Genomic DNA, 21,532 nt, shown 5'->3' on the forward strand with positions numbered 1-21,532 from the left:
CCATAATCTAGGCGCGGGCGAGCCGGTCAGCCAGCGCCGCAGTCTGCGCGCGGATTTCCGGGATGGCGATGGACTCGAACAGCGTGCCGAGCCGCGCCGGTCCCACGGCAAACATTCCGTCGCACAGACGCCCCTCCGCATCGCAGGACAGCCCGTTGCCCAACGGACCGGGCGCGATCAGGTGGCAATCCATGAGGTCGCGGAATAGAGGCGACGCGACACGGCGATAATTCTGGTCCGGCCCGGTGCAGTTCACGACATGGTCGGCCAGCAGGGTCGTCTCCCGATCGCCCGCGCGATAGACGATGCACGCCTGTCCATCGTGAACGGCAATGCGATTCACATGACCGTTCACGATACGCAGCCTTCCGGCCGCGCGCATGGCGTCGATCTGATCGGCGACGGACGGGGCCATACGGTGGCGGAGGATGTCCCAGCGGCGTTGCAGATGGCGTCGGAAACGTTTTTGCTCGGTCGGCGGCAGTCTGAGCCATAGATCGTTGCTGGTGGCGCGAAGGCTGTCGATGGCCGGCAGGAGTGCGACGCCATGTTTCAACGTCTTTCGGAATGCGGCCAGATAGGCCCGCGCTGTCGGCAGTGCATCGGACCCGACCGCGGGGCGGTCGTGTTTGGGAAGCGGCGTGTCCGCATGCCGTGTGGGGAACCATCCCCGGCGGGAGAGGGCGGTCAGGGGGCCGCGATGACCGGCATCGCGCAGGCGCGTGATGACGTCCACCGTCGTCAGGCCTGTGCCGATCAGAACGATCGCGGCCTGAGGGTCGACAGTCTCGTAAAAGGCGTGGTCCCAGGCGTTGTGATGATAGATGCCGTCGCGTCCTGCGGCGGGATCGACCGCCGGGAGCGGGGGTGGATCGAAGTTGCCCGTTGCCAGAACGACCTGCCGCGCGCGCAGGGTGGCGCCGTCCGAAAGCGCGAGGCGGTAGTCACCATTATCGGCCCGACAGGAGAGAACCTCGGCATGATGGTGCAGGGGTGCGGCTTCGTTGTGGAGTGACGACAGGTAGCGCCCGAAGATCGCGCGTGGCGCGAAGTCATCGGGAGATGAATGCGGATCGATATTCCTGCGTAGCCAGTCGATGAAGTGGTCCGGCTCGCCATCGATCGCACTCATGCCGCTGCTACGGACATTGAGCAGATGGGACATGCAGGGCGTCGCGTAGGCCAGCCCCAGGGCAGGTTGGCGCGCGGCATCGATGACTGTCGCGCGAATGCCGTGCCGTCGGGCCAGATTCCATGCCAGCAGCGTGCCGCTGGCACCGCAGCCGATAATGGCGATGGGGACTTCGTGCACTGTATCCTGCAACAGCTTTCGCTCCTCTGCTGTTCATTATGACGATCGGCATAACGAACCTCGTTGCGTTCCTGCGCTCAGAATGACCGGGAACGACGCGTGGAACGAGCGAAATAATGCGAAGAAACCATTCGATTGAATCGAACGGTTATATGGTGCGTCGTCGCCAGGCGCGCCAACCGTCAGCGGCCAGCACGATGAAACCGGCATACAGCGCGGCGGTTGGATAAAGGGCGCGCGTCATGAACAGCCAGACGTATAGCGCATCGACGATGATCCAGAGCAGCCAGCAGGCGCGATAGCGTCGTGCCATCCAGAACTGGCCGACGATGCTGTAGGCGCTCAGGCCGGCATCGGTGAATGGCGCTGGATCATCTGTCCAATGCGCCAGCGCCAGTCCCCAGCACAAGGCACCGACGGCCCCTGCCAGGATGTCCCGGATGGCCGTCCGTCGTGGCGGTTCGATGGGGCGGATGTCAGGCAAGGCGTTCCAGTGTCGCCAGCCATAGATCAGAAAAGCGCAGAAAACCGCTTGCAGGAGCATATCGGCATAGAGCCGGGCGGTCATGAAGACCCAGCCGTACAGCAGGGATGCCAGCAACGAAACGGGCCAACAGACAAGCCAGCGCCGCGCCGTCAGCCAGACCCCGAGCGCGCTGAGGACGGCGGCGGCGATTTCAGGTGACGACACGACGACTGTTCCGCTGGCTCAGGGGGATGCGCATAAAGTGTCCAGCATGGCGCTTAATCGCCTCAGCAGCGTCTTTCCCTGCGCGCTGGCGAACCATTGTGCGTGCCCGAGCAGGTAAGTGTGGTATGCGACGTCGGCGGAAGCAGGATCGCCCAGTAATGCCGCGTAATACGCGACCTCCGTCAGCGCGAATTCGACATGGACGAGTGGCAGGAATGCCGTGACAAGCGCGCGCTCGGCGGGACGCAGCGGTGCGACACCGCCATATCCGCCAATCAGCGCTGTCAGATCGTCATAAGCGACGGGCGCGGCATGATCGGGATTGAGCCATGCGATCATGCTGCGTTCGATCGCAACGGCCAGGTCAAAGGCAGCGCAGGTGCGATCCGCCATGCCGAAGTCGAAAACCCCGCTCACCTGAGGATTGTCGCCGTCCCAGATGAGATTCGAGCCGTGCCAGTCGCCATGTCCCCAGAGTGGCACGATCTCGGTTAGCAAAGGGATCAGCCTTGCATGCAGGGGCACGATGTCGCGCGCGATATCCTCTTGCCATGGACGCTGCGCCAAGGCCGCCGTAAGGCCAGGTTGCCGCGGTATCCACATCGACAGGGCGGCGAGCAGATCGGGCTGCGTTATGGTGCGGCAACTGGAAATAAGCGGCCGGGCGGAACGACCGGGGCGGTCGAAACCGGTGCTGGCACGGTGCAGTCTGGCCAAAGCTGCGCCTGCCGCGTGCGCATCGGCCGTTGTGGAAAACGGGGACCAGGATTGAACGTCGCCATAGCGATCAAGGCCGGGCAGGGGCGTGAACGCCTCATAGGTCCAGTTGTTCTCGGCGATAACGCCCAGCCCGTTCGTGGTTTGCAGAGGCGTGGCGACAGGAAGACCGCCCTTGGCCAGATGGGCGGCGAAGCGATGTTCTTCGGCGAGGGCCGCTGCGTCGCGAAGTCGGTGGTCGTGACGTTTGAGCACGACCTGCCGCCCGCCGCGCAGGGCTAGCAGGCCGGTGGCGGAGAAGGGGCGGCGGCCGTGTTGCAGAATCGCGAGATCATACGTGTCCTCGTCGAAAGCACGCAGAATATGGCTGGCCTCTTCAATTGTTATGGGAGGCCAGTCGCGTCTGGCTTCCAGCCCCCTGACGCCGAACTGACCCAGCGAAGCCGACATCTCAGAACCCGCTGGATGCGGTGAAAAGGGCGGCGAAGCCCCCGCCGACGTAATAGCTGGGGGCGCTGCCCGAAATGGTCGTGCCGTACTGCCCGATCGTATCCTGTGCGTTCATGGTCGGCGTGGCCACGCCGGAGAGGTAGTGCTGGTTGGTGATGTTGATGAAGTTCATCCGCATCGTCGGCGCATGCAGATGGGCGACGTCCGTAAAACGATAGCCGAAACCCAGATCGCCGGTTGTGTGGTCGGCGACGCGTTCGTCGTTCATGAACGTTGCGAATTGATGGCCCGTATACTTGATGGTGGCCACGCCGAAGAAATGCCCATCGTCATAGCTCAGCCCGGCGGCGCCCTGAAGTGTGGGGCTGCGTACGGCGATCTTCCCCTTCGTCGGCAGCAGGTCGCCGTTCGCGGCGATGTCGTTGTCGATTGTCGCGTGCAGGTATTCGCCGGAGACATAAGGTGTGATGTGGTGCCAGGGCCGCGTGCCGATCTCCACATCCACGCCACGCGAGGTCTGGCCGCCGCCATTGATGGTGGACTGTACCAATGCGCCGTTCTGCGATACCAGCGTGGAAATCTGACGATTGGTGAAATTATAATTGAAGAGCGTCAGGCTGCCGATGATCCACCGTCCGGTGCGGCGATAGCCGATCTCCTCGCTGATGGAATATTCCGGTTTGGTATTGGTCGCTGCCGTGACCTCCGTTTCGCCCGAGGAGGGATCGTAGGTGTTGAAAAATGCCGTATCGTCCGGAGAGCGGAAATTCGTCGTCGCGTTGAAAAAAATCTGATTGGCGTCATCCAGACGCAGGCGCGCGCCCAGTCGTGGCAGTGGCTCGGCATAGTTGGCATTCGCGCGGTATTGCGGACCCGGCACGTTGTTTGTGCCGTTGCGTGTCAGCATCACCATCTTGAAGCCGGCATCCACGGACAATCTTTCGCGCCAGAAGGACATGTGGTCGCCCAGGAAGAGCGCATTGGTCTGCGAGACCGTATGGGCGCTACCCCCCAGGAGTTGCCTGCCATCCGAGAGCAGGATCGTCGCGCGGCGCTTTTCGCTCCAGATATCCGGCGCGTATCCGTTGTCCTGCACGGCTGTGAAAGGCTGCTGTTCGTTGTCGTCGGAATAATCGTACCAGTAGCCCAGGATGAAATCGTTCCACGCCAGCTTATAATGCAATGCGGTCGTGAAGCCGGAACGATAGCTGCGCTGGTTGTAGTTCGCCCGCACCACGGCCACGCCATCCTGAGCGCCCGGCAGGTTCAGATTGTCCGGAAGTGGCTGCGTGCCGTTATAGAGGCCGGTTTCGGACAGGGTCGAGCCGCCGGGAACGTTGCCGTAGGCGAACTGGCTATAGGGCGTAATGTCCCACGACAGGCGCTTCGTCAGATGCAGATGCACGGGGGCGCCGACATAGAGCGTGCGTTCCGGCGCGCGCCACAGGCGCCAGTAATCCGTTCCGCCCTGAGCGTCGTTCGGATTGTAGCGCCCCGCCAGTTCATTGGGACCGCCGAGTCCGTACTGCTTCCAGTCCGATTGCGTAACCTGCGGATAGTAGCTGGTGATGGTGCTGTTCCACGAGCCCAGAATACTGGCGCGGTTACCATCGTCCCAGGACTTGAGGAACTTGAAATCCACGTGCTGGCGTGTGTCCCGGCCCGGTCCGCGCCAGTTATCCGATGCGCCATGCGAATATGAGACGAACCCGCGTATGCCGGAACGGCCGATTTCGCCGGTTTCCAGTCGGATGAACTCACGATTGGTGTCGTAGGAGCCGTAAGAGACGCTGGCGTAGCCGCCGGGCTTGGTCGCGGGGTCGAGAAACGACAGGTTCATCAGGCCGCCGGCGGCATTGAGAACAGGGCTATCCAGATCCGCCGAGCCCTGGGCCAGCGCGATTTCCCGATAATTTTCGCTGTCTGCAAACTGGCTGGGATAGCCGCTGTAATAGGCGACATCGTTCAGCGGCATGCCTTCCAGTATGTAACCGATGGCATCGTTGTTCAGGCCGCGCACGGTAATGTTGGTGGCGGGCGAAAAGCCGAACGGGTCGGACGTCGCGACATTCGCGCCCGGCAACATGGCGGCGAGCTGGTAGGCGCTGGCGGTGGGGACCTGTTTATCGATGAAGTCCCGGTCTACCGTGCTGACGGATCGGACGCCCTGCTGGGGGTGGATCAGCCCACCGCCTGGCTGATTGCCGGGTGCCGTATCCGGCGTTCGCCTGACAGTGATGTGCTCGCTTTTGGGCGGGGTGGTGTCATCCCGCGCCCGTGCCATCGGCGATGCGAGGCAGGTCGTCCCCAGAAGGGCCGTGAGCAGGGCATGAACGTGACGGCGTATCATGATGCCTTCTTAAAGAAGGCGGGAGACAGGGGCGAGCGAATCTTCTTTGATCCGGAAGTAGAGCAGGAATACGATTCGACTGCTTTTTATGTCATTTTATGTCAAAAGAAACTTATAAGCGACTGAAACGTCATAATTTTCTCACGAAGAATGATACGCGACGCGAAAGTTCTTGGGCCATGGCCCAATTCGTGCCACGTTTGACAGGTCTCATTCCCGTGAGTCCATTGTCAGGAGAAGCCGCCATGAAACAGCTTAGCCAGTCTATACAGGACCGCGCGGACGCCCGTCATGTCGTGGCGAACGACGCGCCGGTAACCCATCATACATCTCAGTTCAGAGATGAGCCGTTCCGTGTGCAGGTCGAACTGCACGGACCGGAATGGCACGAACCTTTTTGAGCGTCATCTGATATTTCCGTGATAAGCCCGGCCCTGTGCCGGGCTTTTTTTATACGGTGCGAAAAACCTGGATTGGCAGGAAACCGAACGGTTGTGTTCGGGAATCAATTCCGGCTCGGACATGACGAGAAGGCGTGACGACACTGGTCATTTCTTCGAAGGTGGTTTTTTGCTTCCTCACCTCATGCGAAGTTGAGGTGAGGGATTTTCATGTTGTCGCGTCAGAAGCGCGCCGACACATCCAGGTAATAATACCCGCCGTTGATGCCCAGTTGCGATGCGCTGAAATAGTATTGCGGCGCGCCGAGGTAGCGGTTGTCGTAAGGCACGCGTGACGGATAGGCGGCGAAGATGTTGTTGCCGCCGATCGTGGCGCTCCAGTGCTTGTTGACGTTGTAGGTGACGGACGCGTTGGTGGTCCATTTCGGCTGGTTCTGGAATTGCAGGTAGTTCGTGGTCGAGAACGCGTTGGGTCCGTAATAATAGCTCAGGTTCGACGTTGCCTGGCCGTAGCGGATTTCATGCACCGCGACGGCCCAGCGGTTTTCAGGCGAATGCCACGTGCCACCGAAGATGATCTTGCTGCGCGGATATTCGGTCGTCAGGTAGGCGATCGACTGCACGTTCAGGAGCGACTGTCCGGTTGAGTCCGTGCCCTGATGGCGCAGGCGCGTGCGGTTGAGGTTGAGCGATACGTCCCAGTCCGCATGCCCGAACTGGCCGAAATCCGTAGGATAGGTGGCTGTCAGGTCGAGACCCTGCGTGCGTGTCGTCGCCACGTTGGCGAACCAGTGCGTGGAGAGCTGTCCCGGCGTCCATGTGGCGGCGCCGGCGGGCAGGGAGAAGCCGTCCGCGACCAGGGCCTGATAGGCTTGCGGATTGTAGACGTTGCCGCCGGGCAGAATGCGGTCGCGCAGGTCGATCTGATAGACATCCGCCGTGACGTGCAGCTTGCGGATCGGCTCCACGACGATGCCGCCCTCCGCGCTCGTGCTGTGCTCGGGCTTCAGGGGGGAGGCGCCATTGGCGAGCGCACCGGGTGAGTTGACGGCGATCAGGCCGCGCGCCGCCGTCGGCGAAATGGCGAGTGCCGAATAATGCTCCTGCGCCAGGGTCGGCGCATGGAAACCGTTGCTGAAGCCGCCGCGAATGGCGAAACGCGGGCCAAAATCGTAACGCGTCGAGACCTTGCCGGTCTGCGTGCTGCCGACATCCGTATAGTGTTCCGCACGCCCGGCGAGATCGACCTGCCAGTGCTTCGTCAGATGAGTGGCGATGTCGAGATAACCGGCAATCACGTCGCGGTTGAAGTTGCCCGCGTTGCCGGGGTTGGTGCCCGCCAGGGCGTCCGCGCCGCTGCCGTAGTAGCTGTCCGGCGAGCCGGTGCCGATCGAGTAGGCCTCGTAGCGGTAGGATGCGCCGCCTGCGACGTTGATGCCATACGGCCAGAAGGACGTATGGAAATTGCGGCTCAGATCCAGGCTGTTGGTCCATTGCGTGCTGCTGTAGCCCTGCGCCGCGAAGTTCGTCGGCGTGCGACCGGTGGCGGTATAGACCGAGGCATTGATGGAATTGACGGTATTGATGGCGTTGTAATCGCGCCCCCAGACGGAGGAGAGATCCCAGTGCCAGCCGGCCAGGGTGCCCTTGAACCCGGCCGTCAGTTCGTAATCGTTCTCGTTGATTGTCTCGAGCGGAGAATATCCCCATGGATAGATGGCCGCATAGCCGGGGTAATTCTTCAGCGACGAGGCGAGGCGGTAGTTCTGATAGGCCTCCGCATGGCGATGCGCGTAAGTTGCCGTGGCATAGGCCTGCACGTTGTCCGTGATGTCGTAGCCGAACTTGACGGCGACGGCTTCGCGCGTCTGTTCCGGCTGGCTGAGAACCTTGTTGTCATAGCCGCCGGTGCGGGGATCGGGGCCGGACCGCTCGGCGTGGTCCACATGCACGAAATCGCCGCCGATATGGAGGTAGCCGCGGCCACCGCCGAGACTGGTGCCGCCGTCCAGATACACGCCCTGCTGATAGCCGTCGCCCTGGCTGGTGATGCCGCTGTTGGAGCGCAGGTTGAGGCCGTGGGATTGCTTTTTCAGGATGATGTTGACCACGCCCGCCACGGCGTCGGAGCCGTACTGCGCCGCGGCGCCGTCGCGCAGCACTTCAATGTGGTCGATCATCGACATGGGTAGCATGTCGATATCGACGGCCGTGGCACCTTGCTGAGGGCCGGGATCGGCGTAGATGTTGCCGGTCGTATGACGCCGTTTGCCATCCACGAGAACCAGCGTTTCGTTCGGGTTCAGGCCGCGCAGGGCGATGGTGTCGGTCAGGGCGCCGGTGTCGTAGCCGGCGGCCTGAATGGTCAGCGACGGCAGCATGAGCGACAGCGCATCGCGCAATGTCGGCTGGCCGGTCGCCGTGATCTGCCGTGCGGAAACGACGTCGATCGGGGAAATGGAATCGCGCGCTTTCTTGCCCAGTTCGCGCGTGCCGGTCACGACGATGGCTTCGCCTGCGCCGGGGGCGGTCATGCCCGGCTGTTGGGGTGTGGTCGGCGGAATGCGCTTTGTGTGGCGGTGGCTGGTCTGGTCCGGCGCTGACGTCGTTTGTGCGACGGCGACGAAAGGAATGGCGCCGAGAAATGAGCCCGCCAGCAAGGCGGCAGCGCGTCGCGATCGCACAGTAATCACAGGTTAAATCCGTAGTTAGTGGAAATTTCCACCATCAACGGTAATTAAGCGGGAGCTGTCAACTAACCCGCTGAGGGCATAGGAAAATCGGCAATATACTGTGGCTAAATTACCAGACCGTTAGCTGCCGCTCGAGACATAGCCGCGGACGCCGCGTTGCCAGAACCAGCCCATGACGATCAGGAACATGAAGCCCATGCCGGGTGAGAATAGACCGAACCAGGACGGCAGGCCGAGAGGATCGGCATGTCCGACCATGAGAAGGGCGGGGTAATAACAGATGCCGGCGAGGGGCAGCACCCATGTCAGGAAGCGGCGCAGCCAGCGCGAGAACATCGGGAGTGGATATTGCCCGGCCTCGACCCCGCCGTAAGTCAGGACATTGACAACTTCGAGTCCTTCGACCGTCACGAAGCATAGGGCCGCCTGCCCGATCAGCACGCCGAGGAACATCGCAGCACCCCCCGCGATCGCCCAGGGCAGGAGCCATAGTGTCTGGATGCTGACATGCGGCGCCATCCAAAGGCCTGCGCCAAGGACGAAAGCGCCCTGCAGGAAACGCCCGATGGGTCGCAGGCGCAATTCATGGCCCAGCAGCAGGAGAAGCGTTGACCGGGGGCGCAGGAGCAACCGGTCGAAATTGCCTGTCTTGACGTATTCGCCGCCGAAGATTTCAAAGCCGCGCCCCAATGTTTCGGCAACGGCGAAAGCGACGTTCACCAGTCCGTACAGCAGGGCGACGGTGGCAAGATCCCAGCCCGCAATGCTGCCGAAGCGGCGGAACAGGCTCCATAAGCCGAAGAAGCTCAGGAGCGTGGTGACGAAATTGCCCGCTGCCTGCATGGCGAAGGTGCCCGGATAGCGCAGTTGCGCCTTGATCGACGCGGCGGCCATACGACGATAGAGCGTCAGGCCGTCAAGCACCCTGCACCTCCATCCGCTCGACGATCCGCGACAGCCAGCGGCGACCGAGAACGGTCAGTATCGCGAGCCAGCATAGTTGCAGGCCGAGGGCGGTACCGATGCCGCCGGGAATGGCGGCGCCGAGATAGATGCGGATGGGAATATCGGCGATGCCCGCGAAAGGCTGGACCAGCAGTGCGATGCTGGCCCAGCCGGGATAGAGCGGCAGCGGCAGCAACATTCCCGACAACAGGACCGACAGCGGCGTGGCGATGGCGTAACTGCCGAGGGGCGAAAGGGTGCGTGCCGTCAGCACGTTCCACCACATCATGATCGTGGCCGAGAGCAAGGCCCCGAGAGCGAAGGACAGCAGGGCAAAAAGTGCGGCAAGGGCCGAAGCCGGCGGTGCCAGGCTCCAGTCCTTCAGTCCGACAAGGGCTGCGAGCGGCCCGGCGACGCAGGCCAGCAGGATGGCGCGGGGCACGGCGTTGCCGAGCAGGCGGGCGAGGCTCGACGATAGCCACCAGTTCCACAGATCGACCGGTCGCAGCAGGTCATAGACGATTGCCCCGGTGCGTGCCGCCTCGCCGATCGCGGGCAGGCAGCCGAGCGGCAGCAGCGTGAACAGCGACTGCTGGATCCAGGTATAGGTCATGGCCTGCCGGAGGGTTAGTGGCGCCTGCACGTCCGGTGCATGATGATAGACGGCGGCATAGGCCATCAGTGTCACCGCGCCGAACCACATCTGCGCCACCAGTCCGGCCAGCACCGCGATGCGGTAGCGCAGCCCGATCTTCCATTGCAATGTGAAGGAGGTGAGGTAGGCCCGCGCCATCATGACGCGTGATCCGCATAGAAGCGGGTGATGATCTCCTCAATGGCCGGGCGACCGATGCGCAGGTCATCCAGGCCGGGCAGCGTGTTCAGATGCGCGACCAGCGCCGGGGCCGGAATGCGACGTGGGTCGAACGTGATGGTGACGCTGCGGGGCGATCGCTGGGTTTCCGTGGCGCCTTCCGGCAGGGTCAGGGGCGGCGGTGTCTCGGCGAAATCCGCTTCCAGAATCCGCTCGGATAAAGTCGTGGCGCGCAAGGCCTCGAAGGGACTGTCGGCCAGAATGCGGCCATGTCCGATGACGATGACGCGCTCCGCCAGAGCCTCGATGTCGTGCATGTCGTGCGTCGTCAGCAGGACGGTGGTGCCGCGTTCGTCGCGCAGGCTGCGCACGAAGGCGCGCACGGCCAGTTTGGATGGGGCGTCCAGGCCGATGGTTGGCTCGTCCAGGATCAGGACCTCCGGATCGTGCAGGAGGGCAGCCGCGATTTCCGCGCGCATGCGTTGGCCGAGCGAGAGTTGCCGCACCGACTGGTCCATGATGCCGCCGAGATCCAGCGCTTCGGCCAGTCGTGCCTTGTTGCGGGCGAAGCGTGCGGGTTCGACATTATAGATATCGCCCAGCAGCTTCAGCCCCTCGGCCACCGACAGATCCCACCAGAGCTGCGTGCGCTGGCCGAACACGACGCCGATGCGCGCGACATGCGCGATGCGGTCGCGCCACGGCACGAGATTCCCAACGCGCACCATGCCGGAGCTGGGGCGCAGGATACCGGACAGGATCTTGATGGCGGTCGATTTCCCCGCACCGTTCGGCCCGATGAAGCCGGCGATCTCACCTGCCGGGACGGAGAAGGAGATGCCGTCCAGTGCGGTGATTTCGCGGGTCTTGCCGCGCCAGCCGCCGCCTTCGCGGATGCGATATGTCTTGCGGAGATTTTCGACGTCGATGGCGGTGGGATGAGACGGCAAGGATTCTCTCGTTGTTCGGGCCGGCAGGAAACGATGGCACCGGAAAACTGAGCCAGTCTGCGTCGCACGATGCAAGGTAGCAATGTTGTGACTGGTGAGCGAGACGCTTTCGGTGATGTGCTGTCATGTGGAAGCCATGCCGCCGCATGGTTCGTTGAATGAATGACCGACGCGCATGCATCGCCGACATCTTCTCACCTCGCTTGCCGCAACGCCGCTGACGATGGGGGCGGGCGCCGTCGCGCAGCCGCGCCCCGGTGGCAAGGTCTATGTGCTCGTTCATGGCATGTATGGCGGCGGGTGGGTCTGGAATTTCGTGACGCCGAAGCTTCGTGCCCTCGGGCACCAGGTTTATACGCCGACCCTGACCGGTATCGGGGATCGCAGCCATCTCCTGTCGCGGGAAATCACGCTCGATACGCATATCGAGGATGTCTGCAATCTGCTCGAAACGGAGGAATTGCACGATATCGTGCTCGTCGCACATTCCTATGGCGGCATGGTGGGGACCGGTGTGGCGGACCGGCTGACCAGCCGGATCGACCGGTTGATCTATCTCGATGCGCTGATCCCCGAAAATGGCGAAAGCGCCTATGACATTCTGCCGGCCGGCATGGCCGATTTGCGTCGTCATGCCGTGCAGGTGGCAGGTGCGGGTATTGCGTTTCCAGTGCCGCAGGCTGCCGACGTGCCATTACCCCCCGGCCCTGCCAAGGACTGGCTGGTGCGCCATATGCGGCCACATCCTGCGGCCACGTATGAAACGCCGATCCGGCTGGGCCGACCGGCGGGTGCCGGACTGCCGACGGCCTATATCGCCTATCGGCACCCGGCCATCGCATCCATCGAGCCAAGCCGCCAGCGTGCGAAAGCCAAGCCGGGGTGGCAGCTGGCGGAGCGTCCGGTCCCGCATGATGTGGAAGCGACAGAGCCGGATGTCGTCGTGTCGCTGCTGACGACGTATGGCTGAGCCATTTTTCAATTATGGGGGAAAATCTGTGTGGTGCCGACACTCGGAATTGAACCGAGGACCTACTGATTACGAATCAGTTGCTCTACCCCTGAGCTATGTCGGCGTCCTTGGCGCGGTCCTATAGCGAAGGCTGAACGGGACTGCAACCGGGTTAAGGCTATCTCGAACGGATTTCGTTCGGTATGGTCTGAAATATGAGCGATCGCTTCCATACGCGGCTCTGGCGCAACGCCGTCATGATGTCCGCGCAGCGAAAGAACCCAACGCCTGCGTTGAAGGTGGTGGAAGGGCTGCGTGAATGTCCGTCCTGCGGGCTGTTCCAGTGCGTTTCCTATCTCAAGCCGGGACAGGTCGCCGCGTGCGGGCGTTGCAATGCGCAGCTGGCGCGTCGGCGACGGACGGCGCCGATCGCGGCGCCGGCAGCATTCTGCATTGCTTCGGCCGCGCTTTACCTGGCCCTGCTCATCAGCACCCTGATGACGCTCAATGTCAGTGGTCGCGAAAACACCGTCTCGCTGCTGACCGGGCCGATCGAACTGCTGCACGAAGGCTTCGGCGAGGTCGGCCTGCTGGTTGGGCTCGTGACGCTCATCATGCCTGGCATTGCGATCGCCCTGATGGGCGCGATCCTCGTGGGGGCGACGCGCGAGCATATGCCCGACTGGACCCCGCGTTTCATGCGCTGGTACGAGGCGTTGCGTGAATGGTCGATGATCGAGGTCTATATCCTGGGCGTCTTTGTCGCTTACAGCAAGCTGATCGATCTTGCCCTGGTTTCCCTCGAACCCGGCGTCTATCTCATCGCCGGGCTAATGTTCACCATGGCGGCCACCGATTCGACCCTCGACGAAGAGCAGATCTGGCAGAATCGCGATATCGAGGAGGAAATGCACGATGCGCGTGGCCGGCGCCTGTCCGTTGAACACGTCTATGTTCACAGCCATGGCATGCCGCCTGTCCAGCATCTCCTGTCGTGCCATGCCTGTCAGCTTGTCATGGATTTCGGGCACACACTACCGCGTGAGGATGTCGTGGGAGAGTGCCCGCGTTGCCAGCATACATTGCGGCGACGCAAGCCTTTCAGCCTTTCCAATACCGCCGCCTTGCTGATCGCTGCGATCATTTTCTATGTGCCGGCCAATCTCTTCCCGGTCATGACTTATTCCAAGGTGGGTCATGCGGATGCGAGCACGATCGTCAATGGTGCGATCGAACTCTGGCAGGCGGGACTCATACCGTTGTCGCTACTGGTGCTTTTCGCCAGCATCACGGTGCCGGTTCTGAAGATCGTCTCCCTGGCCACGATGGTGACCGTCACGCGATTTGGCTGGAAGCGCCATCTGCCGTTCCTGACGAAACTTTTCCGTGTCGTCGACATTATCGGCCGCTGGTCGATGATCGACGTTTTCATGATTTCCATTCTCGTGGCTGTCGTGCATTTCAACTTCCTCGCCAATGTTACGGCGAATTTCGGATGTGTATGTTTTGCGACGGTCGTGATTCTGACTATCTTCGCTGTGCATACTTTCGATCCCCGCGGCATGTGGGACGCAGCGGGATGCAACGGTCCGATCAAAGGGCCGATCGAGGACGCGGTTCGAACGGGCGACGAAAAAATCGCCGTTCATTCGCGTCCGGAGCAAAATATGGAGCCTGAGCGCGCGTGAGCGATCATAACGACAGTCCTACCCATCAGCCCGCGTCTCCACCAAAAGCTGCCCTACGCCGAACGCGATTTTCCATCATCTGGCTCATTCCGGTGCTGGCCATCGCCATTGCCGCATGGCTCGGGTGGCGCAGCTTCGCCAATCGGGGTCCGCTCATCACGGTAACGTTCGAGACGGCATCCGGGCTGACCGCCGGACAGACGCAGGTGAAGAACAAGGCGGTGACGCTGGGCACGGTGCAGGACATCACGCTATCGCCCGACATGCATCATGTGGTCGTGCATATTCAGATGAATGCCAGCGCCGAGAACATCCTGACCGACCATACCCGTTTCTGGGTCGTGCGGCCGCGAATCAACGGTGCGAGCATCACCGGGCTGGAGACGCTCCTTTCCGGCGCCTATATCGGAATCGATCCGGGACCGCCGGGTGGCGAATACAAGACCCAGTTCACCGGGCTTGAGGCTGCGCCGGGTATCCGTTCGGACCAGCCTGGCACGACGTTCATGCTGGTAACACCGACACTGGGTTCGATCGGGCAGGGTGCGCCGGTCTATTTCCGCGACGTGTCGGTGGGTGAGGTGCTGGGCTATACAATGCCGCCGGGCGGCGAAGGGCCGATCCTGGTTCAGGTTTTCGTCCGGGCGCCCTACGATCATTATCTTCGGACGGATTCACGCTTCTGGAATGTGTCCGGCGTTCAGGTCGGCTTCGGCGCCGGGGGTCTGAAAGTCCAGATGACCTCGCTTCAGGCCCTGTTCTCGGGCGGCGTTGCGTTTGGACTTCCGGCGCGACGGCAGGACGTGGAGCAGGCGCGCGCCCCGGCCAATTCTGTTTTCAAACTGTATGCCAGCCAGTCGGATGCCGATAACGCGCAATACAGCCAGCGCCTCAAGGTTGCGACCTATCTGGATACGTCGGTCAAGGGCCTTGCCGTCGGTGGGCAGGTCTCCGTGTTCGGTATTCAGGTCGGTAGTGTGACAGGCGTCAAACTGCTTCTTGATGACAAGCGCGCCTCCATGCGGGTGCGTGTCGATATGGAGATCGAGCCGGAACGTGTTCTCTCCGCAACGCAGACGCGTCGCACCCCGCGGGAGCAGGATGACCTGCTGGCGGCTCTGGTGGCCAAAGGCATGCGTGCCTCGGTGGAAAGCGCCAGTTTCCTGACCGGCGAATCGCTGATCGGCCTTGAATTCGTCAAGAACGCCAAGCCGGCGTCCGTGACCTACGAAGACGGCGTGGCCATCATTCCCAGCCAGCCCGGCGGGCTCGACGGTATCATGGCGTCGGCTGCGACGGTAATGGACAAGGTGGCGGCCATGCCGCTGACGCAGATCGGCGAGCACGTCAATGAACTGCTCGCCCATGCGGACAAGCGTATCGACAGTCCGGAGGTCACGCAGTCGCTACAGGCCCTGCGCGATTCGCTGCGTCATATCTCCGATCTCACGGCGCATGCGGACAAGGGGCTGCAACCGTTCCTGCAACGTCTGCCGGCGATGAGTGCTGCCCTGCAAGGAACGCTCGCGAATGCGCAGAAGGTCATGGCGTCCTACGGCGGCGATACGGACTTCCATCGCGACCTGCAAGGCATGGTCGTGCAGCTTGGTGAGGCCGCGCGGTCGATTCGCTTCCTGACCGACTACCTCAATCGCCATCCTTCCTCATTGATTACGGGACGTCACAACTGATGCCGATCCATTCTCGTCCGCGCGCGTCAGGGCGCGCATTGCTCGCATCGCTGGCGTTTCTGGGTCTTTCCGCCTGCGGCGGCGATCCCACGTTATATACGCTGGCCCCGACGCCAGGCGCCACGCTCGCCGGAGGGCCAGCTGTGGTGGAAGTGCGCACGCCTGTCGTTTCGACATGGCTGGATCGGGATGAAATCGTGCGCCAGGACAAGGATTACAAACTGGAGATCGCCAAGGGGGATGCCTGGAGCGAGCCGCTGGCCAGCATGATCGGCCATACCCTCTCCCGCGATCTGTCCCAGCGTCTTCCCGGGACAACGGTATTCGCACAGAACGATGCCGTCGCCACCACACCCGGAGCGTATGTCGAACTGACGATCACCGGTTTCAATGAAGACCAGAAGGGCAATGCGCAGGTGCAGGGCATGCTGTCGACGCATCTGTCGACGGCGGGCATCGGTCCGGTCATGACGACGCCGATACAACTGCAGGCGCATCTGGACACGCACGCGACCGGGCACCTTGTCGCCGCGCTGAGCACGATGCTCGGCACTGTCGCGGATCAGGCGGCGGATCGCCTGCGTGCGCTTCCCGTCCTCCCTGCGGCGGCGGCGCCGTAGGGAGCGTTGGCGCAATATCTGGGCAGATGAACTGAAAGGCCGCACTCCCTTCCGGGAGGCGGCCTTTCTTGTTGCTGACGGTAGCCTTGGCCTAGAGCTTTTCGACCTGATTGTAATCGAGATCGACCGGCGTGGAGCGACCGAAAATCGACACGCTGACCTTGAGGCGCGAACGCTCCTCGTCGACTTCCTCGATCGTCCCGTTGAAGGACGTGAACGGACCGTCCGCCACGCGAATCTGCTCGCCGATTTCGAAGGTCACGGCCGAACGTGGACGCTCCACGCCTTCCTGTGCCTGCTTCATGATCCGTTCGGCTTCCGCCTCGGAGATGGGCGAGGGACGGTTGCGGCTGCCGAGGAACCCCGTGACCTTGGGTGTATCCTTGACGAGATGCCAGGCATCGTCCGTCAGTTCCATCTTGACCAGGACGTAGCCTGGGAAAAACTTGCGCTCGGAATTGATCTTGCGGCCCCGGCGGACCTCCGTCACGTCTTCCGAAGGAACGAGAATCTGTTCGAAGTGATCCGAAAGCCCCTTCTGGGCTGCCTGCTCTTCGATATGGCTCGCGATCTTCTTCTCGAATCCGGAATAGACATGCACAACATACCAACGCTTTGCCATGTCCGATTTAGCCTCCAACGCCGAACAGTTCGCGAACGCCAAGGCCGATCACCTGGTCCACGACAAAAAAGAAAACGGAAGTCAGGGCAGCCATGGCCAGCACCGCACCTGTCGTGACCATCGTGTTGCGCCGTGTCGGCCACGTCACCTTGCGGGCTTCCGCGCGAACATCCTTGAGATAGCGCACAAGATTGAAGCGTCCTGCACCGGTCGTGGCCACGGGCGGCTTCGGCTGGGCAGGTCTGGTGCCTGTCGGTTTCTGCGACCCTGGCTTGGGAGTAGTGACTGACACCGTCATCCTCTAGTTGCTTCGAAAGCCGCACATGGCAAGGAGCTGCGCCCCGCTGCAAGAACCGGATGATTGATCCGGCAACTGGCACGCGTGGCAGGGGTGGAGGGTCTCGAACCCCCAACCTCCGGTTTTGGAGACCGGCGCTCTAGCCAATTGAGCTACACCCCTAATGTCGTCCGTGCCTCTGCCGGGAGAGATGACAGGCATCTTTCGCGGCGATCGGACGCCCGACCGTTGGCGGCGGTAATGGCGGTGTCCGGGGGGGAAAGTCAAGAGGCTAAGAAGGCCGATTGCCGAACGAAGTGAAAATTTGGCGTCGGAAGGCTTCTCACTCTTGCAAGCGGGCCATGTTCGGCGCTAGGTGGTCGCCATCGATACGGAGTGCGGGCGTAGCATAGTGGTAATGCAGTAGCCTTCCAAGCTTCTGAGGAGGGTTCGATTCCCTTCGCCCGCTCCATACCGGCATCTTTCAAGCGAAAATTTTCGTCACCGAGCCGGGCAGGCGGTATGCGAGGCATGCGCGTCGCGGAATTGCGTGATTAGCAGAACCACTGGCGCATCGCCCACATTGCCTGACAAATGGCCAGTGTGGCCGTTCCTGTCCGTCGCCGCATCCACATCCTCGCTGAGGAGGGCTTCGCCGGCGTTGAGTTCCACCTGGGTGCCGTCCATCGACTGCACGAACCAGGTGCCGGACAGCGGCACGATCCACTGTACCTGCGGATTCGCGCGCCAGCCACCTTTCCAGTGCGCGGGCTGTACGCTCGTTTCAACGGTGGCCTGCCCTTCATGGGCATGCTGTGTCCATTGCGGTTCGGCATGGGGCGCCAGTGTCTTCAGGCTGAAATCGGTCAGCTTGCATTTTGTAAGATGGGATATGCCCTGCTTGTCCGTCCAGTTGTCCCAGTAAGGCACGACGGGCGGCTCGAGGGCGCCTTCAGCATCAGAGGCCAGTGCTGTCGGGAAGATCATGCCGCAGAAAGCGAGCAGACAGCATGCTGCGGTACGATGGTGCATGGACGAAAGATCCCGATTTCGAAGATTTGACGGCAAAGAACGCCGCCTTCTGCCAGCAGGGCGGGTTGAGATGCAAATCTGTTGCGTCGTAACATCATCTGGAGCAATGCTCATTGCCGGCGCGGGGTCGGTTGCGTCCTCGCGCGGCAGCGTGCTAGACGCCCCGCGTGATAAGACGTGCAGAGCGTCGTCAAGAATACGAATCCGCCAGTTGTCGTGTGGCCGTCGTCTGAGAAGGCGGGTTGGCATATCGCGGCGACTGGCAGCGAGGAACTGGGGTGGGAACGCCGAACGTGACAGTTGTCGAATCAGGAGCCGAAACGGCTCGTTCGCCGCAAACGCAGGTCGATGCGGCGGACGGTCTTGCCGATCGCTACGCCAAGGCCCTGTTCGAATTCGCGGAAGAACGCTCGATCCTGCCCGATGTGCTGGCGCAGGTTCGGTCCCTGGTGAAGCTGATCGGCGAAAGTGCGTCGCTGCGTGACTTTCTGGCCAACCGCACGCTGGATGTAAGACAGACTGTCAAAGCCCTCGATGCCGTTCTGGCCGCGCAAGGATTTGGCGAGGCGGTCCGTCACTTCGGGGGCGTCGTGGCGCGCAACCGTCGCCTGCCGCATCTCGCCGGTATCCTGACCGCCGTCCTCGCCATCGATGCCCGGCGTCGGGGCGAGATGGTGGCGGAGGTGCGCAGCGCCCAGCCGCTCACACCCGCGCAACGCGCAGGCCTGCAGGCTCGTCTTGCCGAGGCCGGCTATGCGCGCGTTGCCATCGTCGAGCAGGTTGCACCCGAACTGATCGGCGGCCTCGTGGTGCGCATCGGTGCCAAACTATTCGATACTTCCATTCGCGGGCGTCTGGCCCGCATGCAAAACGTCATGAAGGGAGCCGCGTGATGGATATCCGTCCCGCCGAGATTTCGGACATCCTCAAGCAGCAGATCGCCTCCTTCGACGATGCGGCGCAGGTCTCGGAGACCGGCACGGTTCTGTCGATCGGCGACGGTATCGCGCGAGTCTATGGTCTGTCGAACGTCATGGCCGGTGAAATGGTCGAGTTCGAGGGAACCGGCGTTCGCGGCATGGCGCTGAACCTTGAGCAGGATAACGTCGGTGTCGTCATTTTCGGCGATGGCGACGACATTCGCGAGGGCGACACGGTCCTGCGCACCAAGGCGGTGGTTGAAGTGCCGGTCGGCAAGGGACTTCTCGGCCGCGTGGTCGACGGTCTCGGCAACCCGATCGACGGCAAGGGTCCCCTGACCGACGTGACGCTGAAGCGGGCCGAGGTCAAGGCGCCGGGCATCATGCCGCGCCAGTCCGTCAGCGAGCCGATGCAGACCGGCATCAAGGCCATCGATGCCCTGGTGCCGATCGGTCGTGGCCAGCGCGAACTGATCATCGGTGACCGCCAGACCGGCAAGACGGCCATCCTGATCGACACCATCGTCGGCCAGAAGCCGGTCAACGCGACCGGCGACGAGTCGAAGAAGCTGTACTGCATCTATGTTGCGGTCGGCCAGAAGCGCTCGACGGTTGCAAACCTTGTCCGTACGCTGACGGAGCAGGGCGCGATGGAATACTCCATCGTCGTCGCCGCGACGGCGTCCGACGCGGCGCCGATGCAGTATCTCGCACCCTATACCGGCTGCGCGATGGGTGAGTTCTTCCGCGACAACGGCATGCACGCGCTCGTCTGCTATGACGATCTCTCCAAGCAGGCTGTGGCCTATCGTCAGATGTCGCTGCTGCTGCGCCGTCCGCCCGCCCGCGAGGCATTCCCGGGTGACGTGTTCTATCTGCATTCCCGTCTGCTCGAGCGTGCGGCGAAGATGTCCGATGCGTTTGGCGGTGGTTCGCTGACGGCGCTGCCAGTGATCGAGACGCAGGCCGGCGACGTTGCTGCCTACATTCCGACCAACGTGATTTCGATCACCGATGGCCAGATCTTCCTTGAGACCGACCTGTTCTACAAGGGCATTCGCCCGGCCGTGAACGTTGGCGGCTCCGTGTCGCGCGTTGGCTCCGCCGCGCAGATCAAGGCGATGAAGCAGGTCGCGGGCAAGATCAAGCTGGACCTTGCGCAGTATCGTGAAATGGCGGCGTTCTCGCAGTTCGCGTCCGATCTCGATCCCGCGACGCGCAAGCAGCTCGATCGTGGCGCCCGACTGGTCGAGCTGTTGAAGCAGCCCGAGACCTCGCCGCTGCCGGTCGAGGAGCAGGTCGTGGTATTGTTCGCCGGCACACGCGGTTTCGTGGATGCCATCAAGGTCGATGACGTCGTGCGTTATGAGGCGGCCCTGCTCGCCGAGATGCGGAGTTCGGGCAAGGATATCCTCGACGCCATTCGCAATGACAAGCAGATCAAGCCGGAGACGGAGAGCAAGTTGAACGACCTGCTCGGCGCGTTCGGCAAGCGCTTTACGGCGTAAGGATAAGCGATGCCATCGCTGAAGGAACTGCGCGCCCGGATCACGGGCGTCAAATCGCAGCGCAAGATCACCAGCGCAATGAAAATGGTGGCGGCTTCCAAGCTGCGCCGTTTCCAGCAGCGCGCCGAGGCTTCCCGCCCCTATGCCGATGCCATGCGCCGCATGCTGTCCGAACTGGCGGCGGCGACGCGCGGCCAGGGAGAATTGCCGCCGCTTATGCAGGGCGGTCCGGGCAGGACGCACCTCGTGGTCATGCTCACGAGCGACCTTGGGCTTGCCGGTGGTTTCAACGCCAATCTGGCACGCTCGATGCGTGGTCTTGTCGAGCGTCTGGAAGGCGAGGGGGAAACCGTTCGCATTCTTCCGGTCGGGCGTAAGGGCGGCGACGCGATGACGCGTAATTTCCCCCAAGCCGTCATCGAGCGCCTGCCCGGTACGGCGGGGCGGGAAGTGCCTTTCGCGCGAGCGGCTGAACTGGGCGAGCGGATCGTGGACATGCTGACGAAGGGAGAGGTCGATCGGGTTACGGTCGTCTACAACCGCTTTGTCAACGCCATGACCCAGACGCCGACGGAACTGCCGCTGGTCCCGTTGCCCGTGCCCGAGAACGACAACAAGGACGAGAACGCCGCGCAGTACGAGTTCGAGCCGGACGAGGAAGAACTGCTGGCGCGCCTGTTGCCGCGCAATCTGCAGGTGCAGCTTTATGCGGCGCTGCTGGAAAGCGCAGCGGGCGAGCAGGGTGCCCGCATGACGGCCATGGATAATGCGACGCGCAACGCCGGCAAGGCGATCGACAGCCTCTCGCAGCGCTATAACCGCACGCGCCAAGCCAATATTACGACTGAACTGATCGAGATCATCTCCGGCGCCGAAGCCGTTTGAGACCGTGACCCAGG

General features: G+C 62.4%; 19 protein-coding genes and 3 tRNA genes. 9 read left to right on the plus strand and 13 right to left on the minus strand.

Features of this window, described 5'->3' with window-relative positions; translation table 11 throughout:
* Positions 1–7: 7 nt before the first annotated feature.
* The 4 genes from A0U93_RS11315 to A0U93_RS11330 all read right to left on the minus strand — a co-directional run bounded on the left by A0U93_RS11315 (position 8) and on the right by A0U93_RS11330 (position 5,520).
* Positions 8–1,324, minus strand: a complete 1,317-nt coding sequence (locus A0U93_RS11315) for an FAD/NAD(P)-binding protein (RefSeq protein ID WP_245824846.1) — start codon at positions 1,322–1,324, stop codon at positions 8–10.
* Positions 1,325–1,460: 136 nt separating this feature from the next.
* Positions 1,461–2,003, minus strand: coding sequence for a nicotinamide riboside transporter PnuC (pnuC, locus tag A0U93_RS11320; protein WP_077807439.1), 543 nt, complete (start codon positions 2,001–2,003; stop codon positions 1,461–1,463).
* 18 nt (positions 2,004–2,021) lie between these two features.
* Complete coding sequence (locus tag A0U93_RS11325; protein ID WP_077807440.1) at positions 2,022–3,170, minus strand: phosphotransferase enzyme family protein; 1,149 nt, start codon at positions 3,168–3,170, stop codon at positions 2,022–2,024.
* Position 3,171: 1 nt separating this feature from the next.
* On the minus strand, positions 3,172–5,520 hold the full coding sequence (locus A0U93_RS11330; protein ID WP_077807441.1) for a TonB-dependent receptor: 2,349 nt from the start codon (positions 5,518–5,520) through the stop codon (positions 3,172–3,174).
* A 245-nt stretch (positions 5,521–5,765) separates the two neighbouring features.
* Here A0U93_RS11330 and A0U93_RS16480 point away from each other — a divergent pair, with 245 nt between their 5' ends.
* Positions 5,766–5,921, plus strand: coding sequence for a hypothetical protein (locus tag A0U93_RS16480; RefSeq protein ID WP_169852751.1), 156 nt, complete (start codon positions 5,766–5,768; stop codon positions 5,919–5,921).
* Positions 5,922–6,142: 221 nt separating this feature from the next.
* Here the strand turns inward: A0U93_RS16480 and A0U93_RS11335 are convergent, their stop codons facing one another.
* The 4 genes from A0U93_RS11335 to A0U93_RS11350 form a co-directional block, all read right to left on the minus strand.
* Positions 6,143–8,581, minus strand: coding sequence for a TonB-dependent receptor plug domain-containing protein (locus A0U93_RS11335; RefSeq protein ID WP_264960603.1), 2,439 nt, complete (start codon positions 8,579–8,581; stop codon positions 6,143–6,145).
* 153 nt (positions 8,582–8,734) lie between these two features.
* Entirely contained in the window at positions 8,735–9,538 is an 804-nt protein-coding gene (locus tag A0U93_RS11340) for an ABC transporter permease (RefSeq protein WP_245824848.1), read from the minus strand.
* Positions 9,531–10,355 carry an ABC transporter permease gene (locus A0U93_RS11345; protein ID WP_077807442.1) on the minus strand — a complete coding sequence of 275 codons (825 nt, stop codon included), beginning with the start codon at positions 10,353–10,355 and terminating at the stop codon, positions 9,531–9,533. Before A0U93_RS11345 ends, A0U93_RS11340 begins: the two co-directional genes overlap by 8 nt.
* On the minus strand, positions 10,352–11,323 hold the full coding sequence (locus A0U93_RS11350; RefSeq protein ID WP_147150815.1) for an ABC transporter ATP-binding protein: 972 nt from the start codon (positions 11,321–11,323) through the stop codon (positions 10,352–10,354). The genes A0U93_RS11345 and A0U93_RS11350 overlap by 4 nt, the downstream gene beginning before the upstream one ends.
* A 175-nt stretch (positions 11,324–11,498) precedes the next feature.
* Here A0U93_RS11350 and A0U93_RS11355 point away from each other — a divergent pair, with 175 nt between their 5' ends.
* Positions 11,499–12,293, plus strand: coding sequence for an alpha/beta fold hydrolase (locus tag A0U93_RS11355; RefSeq protein ID WP_077807443.1), 795 nt, complete (start codon positions 11,499–11,501; stop codon positions 12,291–12,293).
* Between the two features lie 31 nt (positions 12,294–12,324).
* Here the strand turns inward: A0U93_RS11355 and A0U93_RS11360 are convergent.
* A tRNA-Thr gene (locus A0U93_RS11360) sits at positions 12,325–12,399 on the minus strand.
* A gap of 91 nt (positions 12,400–12,490) precedes the next feature.
* Between A0U93_RS11360 and A0U93_RS11365 the strand changes: the two genes are divergently transcribed.
* Genes A0U93_RS11365 through A0U93_RS11375 form a run of 3 tightly spaced genes read left to right on the plus strand, consistent with a single transcriptional unit; the run spans position 12,491 to position 16,274 of the window.
* Positions 12,491–13,963: a paraquat-inducible protein A gene (locus A0U93_RS11365; protein ID WP_077807444.1), complete on the plus strand. Its 1,473-nt coding sequence runs from the start codon at positions 12,491–12,493 to the stop codon at positions 13,961–13,963.
* The gene (locus tag A0U93_RS11370) at positions 13,960–15,654 is read left to right on the plus strand and encodes a PqiB family protein (RefSeq protein WP_077807445.1); all 1,695 of its coding nucleotides are present in this window, start codon (positions 13,960–13,962) and stop codon (positions 15,652–15,654) included. Before A0U93_RS11365 ends, A0U93_RS11370 begins: the two co-directional genes overlap by 4 nt.
* Positions 15,654–16,274 (plus strand): PqiC family protein, encoded by a 621-nt coding sequence (locus tag A0U93_RS11375; protein WP_077807446.1) that lies wholly within the window; start codon positions 15,654–15,656, stop codon positions 16,272–16,274. Before A0U93_RS11370 ends, A0U93_RS11375 begins: the two co-directional genes overlap by 1 nt.
* A gap of 91 nt (positions 16,275–16,365) precedes the next feature.
* Here A0U93_RS11375 and nusG read toward each other — a convergent pair whose 3' ends face one another.
* The 3 genes from nusG to A0U93_RS11390 all read right to left on the minus strand — a co-directional run bounded on the left by nusG (position 16,366) and on the right by A0U93_RS11390 (position 17,356).
* Positions 16,366–16,896 carry a transcription termination/antitermination protein NusG gene (nusG, locus tag A0U93_RS11380; RefSeq protein WP_077807447.1) on the minus strand — a complete coding sequence of 177 codons (531 nt, stop codon included), beginning with the start codon at positions 16,894–16,896 and terminating at the stop codon, positions 16,366–16,368.
* A gap of 7 nt (positions 16,897–16,903) precedes the next feature.
* Complete coding sequence (gene secE, locus A0U93_RS11385) at positions 16,904–17,194, minus strand: preprotein translocase subunit SecE (RefSeq protein ID WP_077807448.1); 291 nt, start codon at positions 17,192–17,194, stop codon at positions 16,904–16,906.
* 85 nt (positions 17,195–17,279) lie between these two features.
* Positions 17,280–17,356, minus strand: a tRNA-Trp gene (locus tag A0U93_RS11390).
* Positions 17,357–17,571: 215 nt separating this feature from the next.
* Here A0U93_RS11390 and A0U93_RS11395 point away from each other — a divergent pair.
* Positions 17,572–17,645 (plus strand) — tRNA-Gly (locus A0U93_RS11395).
* 29 nt (positions 17,646–17,674) lie between these two features.
* On the opposite strand, the gene A0U93_RS11400 is transcribed toward A0U93_RS11395, so the two are convergent.
* Entirely contained in the window at positions 17,675–18,205 is a 531-nt protein-coding gene (locus A0U93_RS11400; protein WP_077807449.1) for a cupin domain-containing protein, read from the minus strand.
* A 293-nt stretch (positions 18,206–18,498) separates the two neighbouring features.
* Between A0U93_RS11400 and atpH the strand changes: the two genes are divergently transcribed.
* The 3 genes from atpH to A0U93_RS11415 are packed head-to-tail and all read left to right on the plus strand — an operon-like array spanning position 18,499 to position 21,518.
* The gene (gene atpH / locus A0U93_RS11405; RefSeq protein WP_077808488.1) at positions 18,499–19,098 is read left to right on the plus strand and encodes an ATP synthase F1 subunit delta; all 600 of its coding nucleotides are present in this window, start codon (positions 18,499–18,501) and stop codon (positions 19,096–19,098) included.
* Positions 19,098–20,633: a F0F1 ATP synthase subunit alpha gene (gene atpA / locus A0U93_RS11410; protein ID WP_077807450.1), complete on the plus strand. Its 1,536-nt coding sequence runs from the start codon at positions 19,098–19,100 to the stop codon at positions 20,631–20,633. The genes atpH and atpA overlap by 1 nt, the downstream gene beginning before the upstream one ends.
* Before the next feature lie 9 nt (positions 20,634–20,642).
* Positions 20,643–21,518: a F0F1 ATP synthase subunit gamma gene (locus A0U93_RS11415; RefSeq protein ID WP_077807451.1), complete on the plus strand. Its 876-nt coding sequence runs from the start codon at positions 20,643–20,645 to the stop codon at positions 21,516–21,518.
* The last annotated feature ends 14 nt before the right edge of the window (positions 21,519–21,532 follow it).

The sequence above is a fragment of the Neoasaia chiangmaiensis genome, assembly GCF_002005465.1.
Taxonomy (GTDB): Bacteria; Pseudomonadota; Alphaproteobacteria; order Acetobacterales; family Acetobacteraceae; genus Neoasaia; species Neoasaia chiangmaiensis.

What these genes read in the sequence shown, in the direction of transcription:
- A0U93_RS11325 (WP_077807440.1), bottom strand. Translation starts at nt 3,170, where the DNA reads ATGTCGGCTTCGCTGGGTCAGTTCGGCGTCAGGGGGCTGGAAGCCAGA.
- A0U93_RS11355 (WP_077807443.1), top strand. Translation starts at nt 11,499, where the DNA reads ATGCATCGCCGACATCTTCTCACCTCGCTTGCCGCAACGCCGCTGACG.
- A0U93_RS11345 (WP_077807442.1), bottom strand. Translation starts at nt 10,355, where the DNA reads ATGATGGCGCGGGCCTACCTCACCTCCTTCACATTGCAATGGAAGATC.
- nusG (WP_077807447.1), bottom strand. Translation starts at nt 16,896, where the DNA reads ATGGCAAAGCGTTGGTATGTTGTGCATGTCTATTCCGGATTCGAGAAG.
- A0U93_RS11365 (WP_077807444.1), top strand. Translation starts at nt 12,491, where the DNA reads ATGAGCGATCGCTTCCATACGCGGCTCTGGCGCAACGCCGTCATGATG.
- A0U93_RS11415 (WP_077807451.1), top strand. Translation starts at nt 20,643, where the DNA reads ATGCCATCGCTGAAGGAACTGCGCGCCCGGATCACGGGCGTCAAATCG.
- A0U93_RS11400 (WP_077807449.1), bottom strand. Translation starts at nt 18,205, where the DNA reads ATGCACCATCGTACCGCAGCATGCTGTCTGCTCGCTTTCTGCGGCATG.
- atpA (WP_077807450.1), top strand. Translation starts at nt 19,098, where the DNA reads ATGGATATCCGTCCCGCCGAGATTTCGGACATCCTCAAGCAGCAGATC.
- A0U93_RS16480 (WP_169852751.1), top strand. Translation starts at nt 5,766, where the DNA reads ATGAAACAGCTTAGCCAGTCTATACAGGACCGCGCGGACGCCCGTCAT.
- secE (WP_077807448.1), bottom strand. Translation starts at nt 17,194, where the DNA reads ATGACGGTGTCAGTCACTACTCCCAAGCCAGGGTCGCAGAAACCGACA.
- A0U93_RS11375 (WP_077807446.1), top strand. Translation starts at nt 15,654, where the DNA reads ATGCCGATCCATTCTCGTCCGCGCGCGTCAGGGCGCGCATTGCTCGCA.
- A0U93_RS11330 (WP_077807441.1), bottom strand. Translation starts at nt 5,520, where the DNA reads ATGATACGCCGTCACGTTCATGCCCTGCTCACGGCCCTTCTGGGGACG.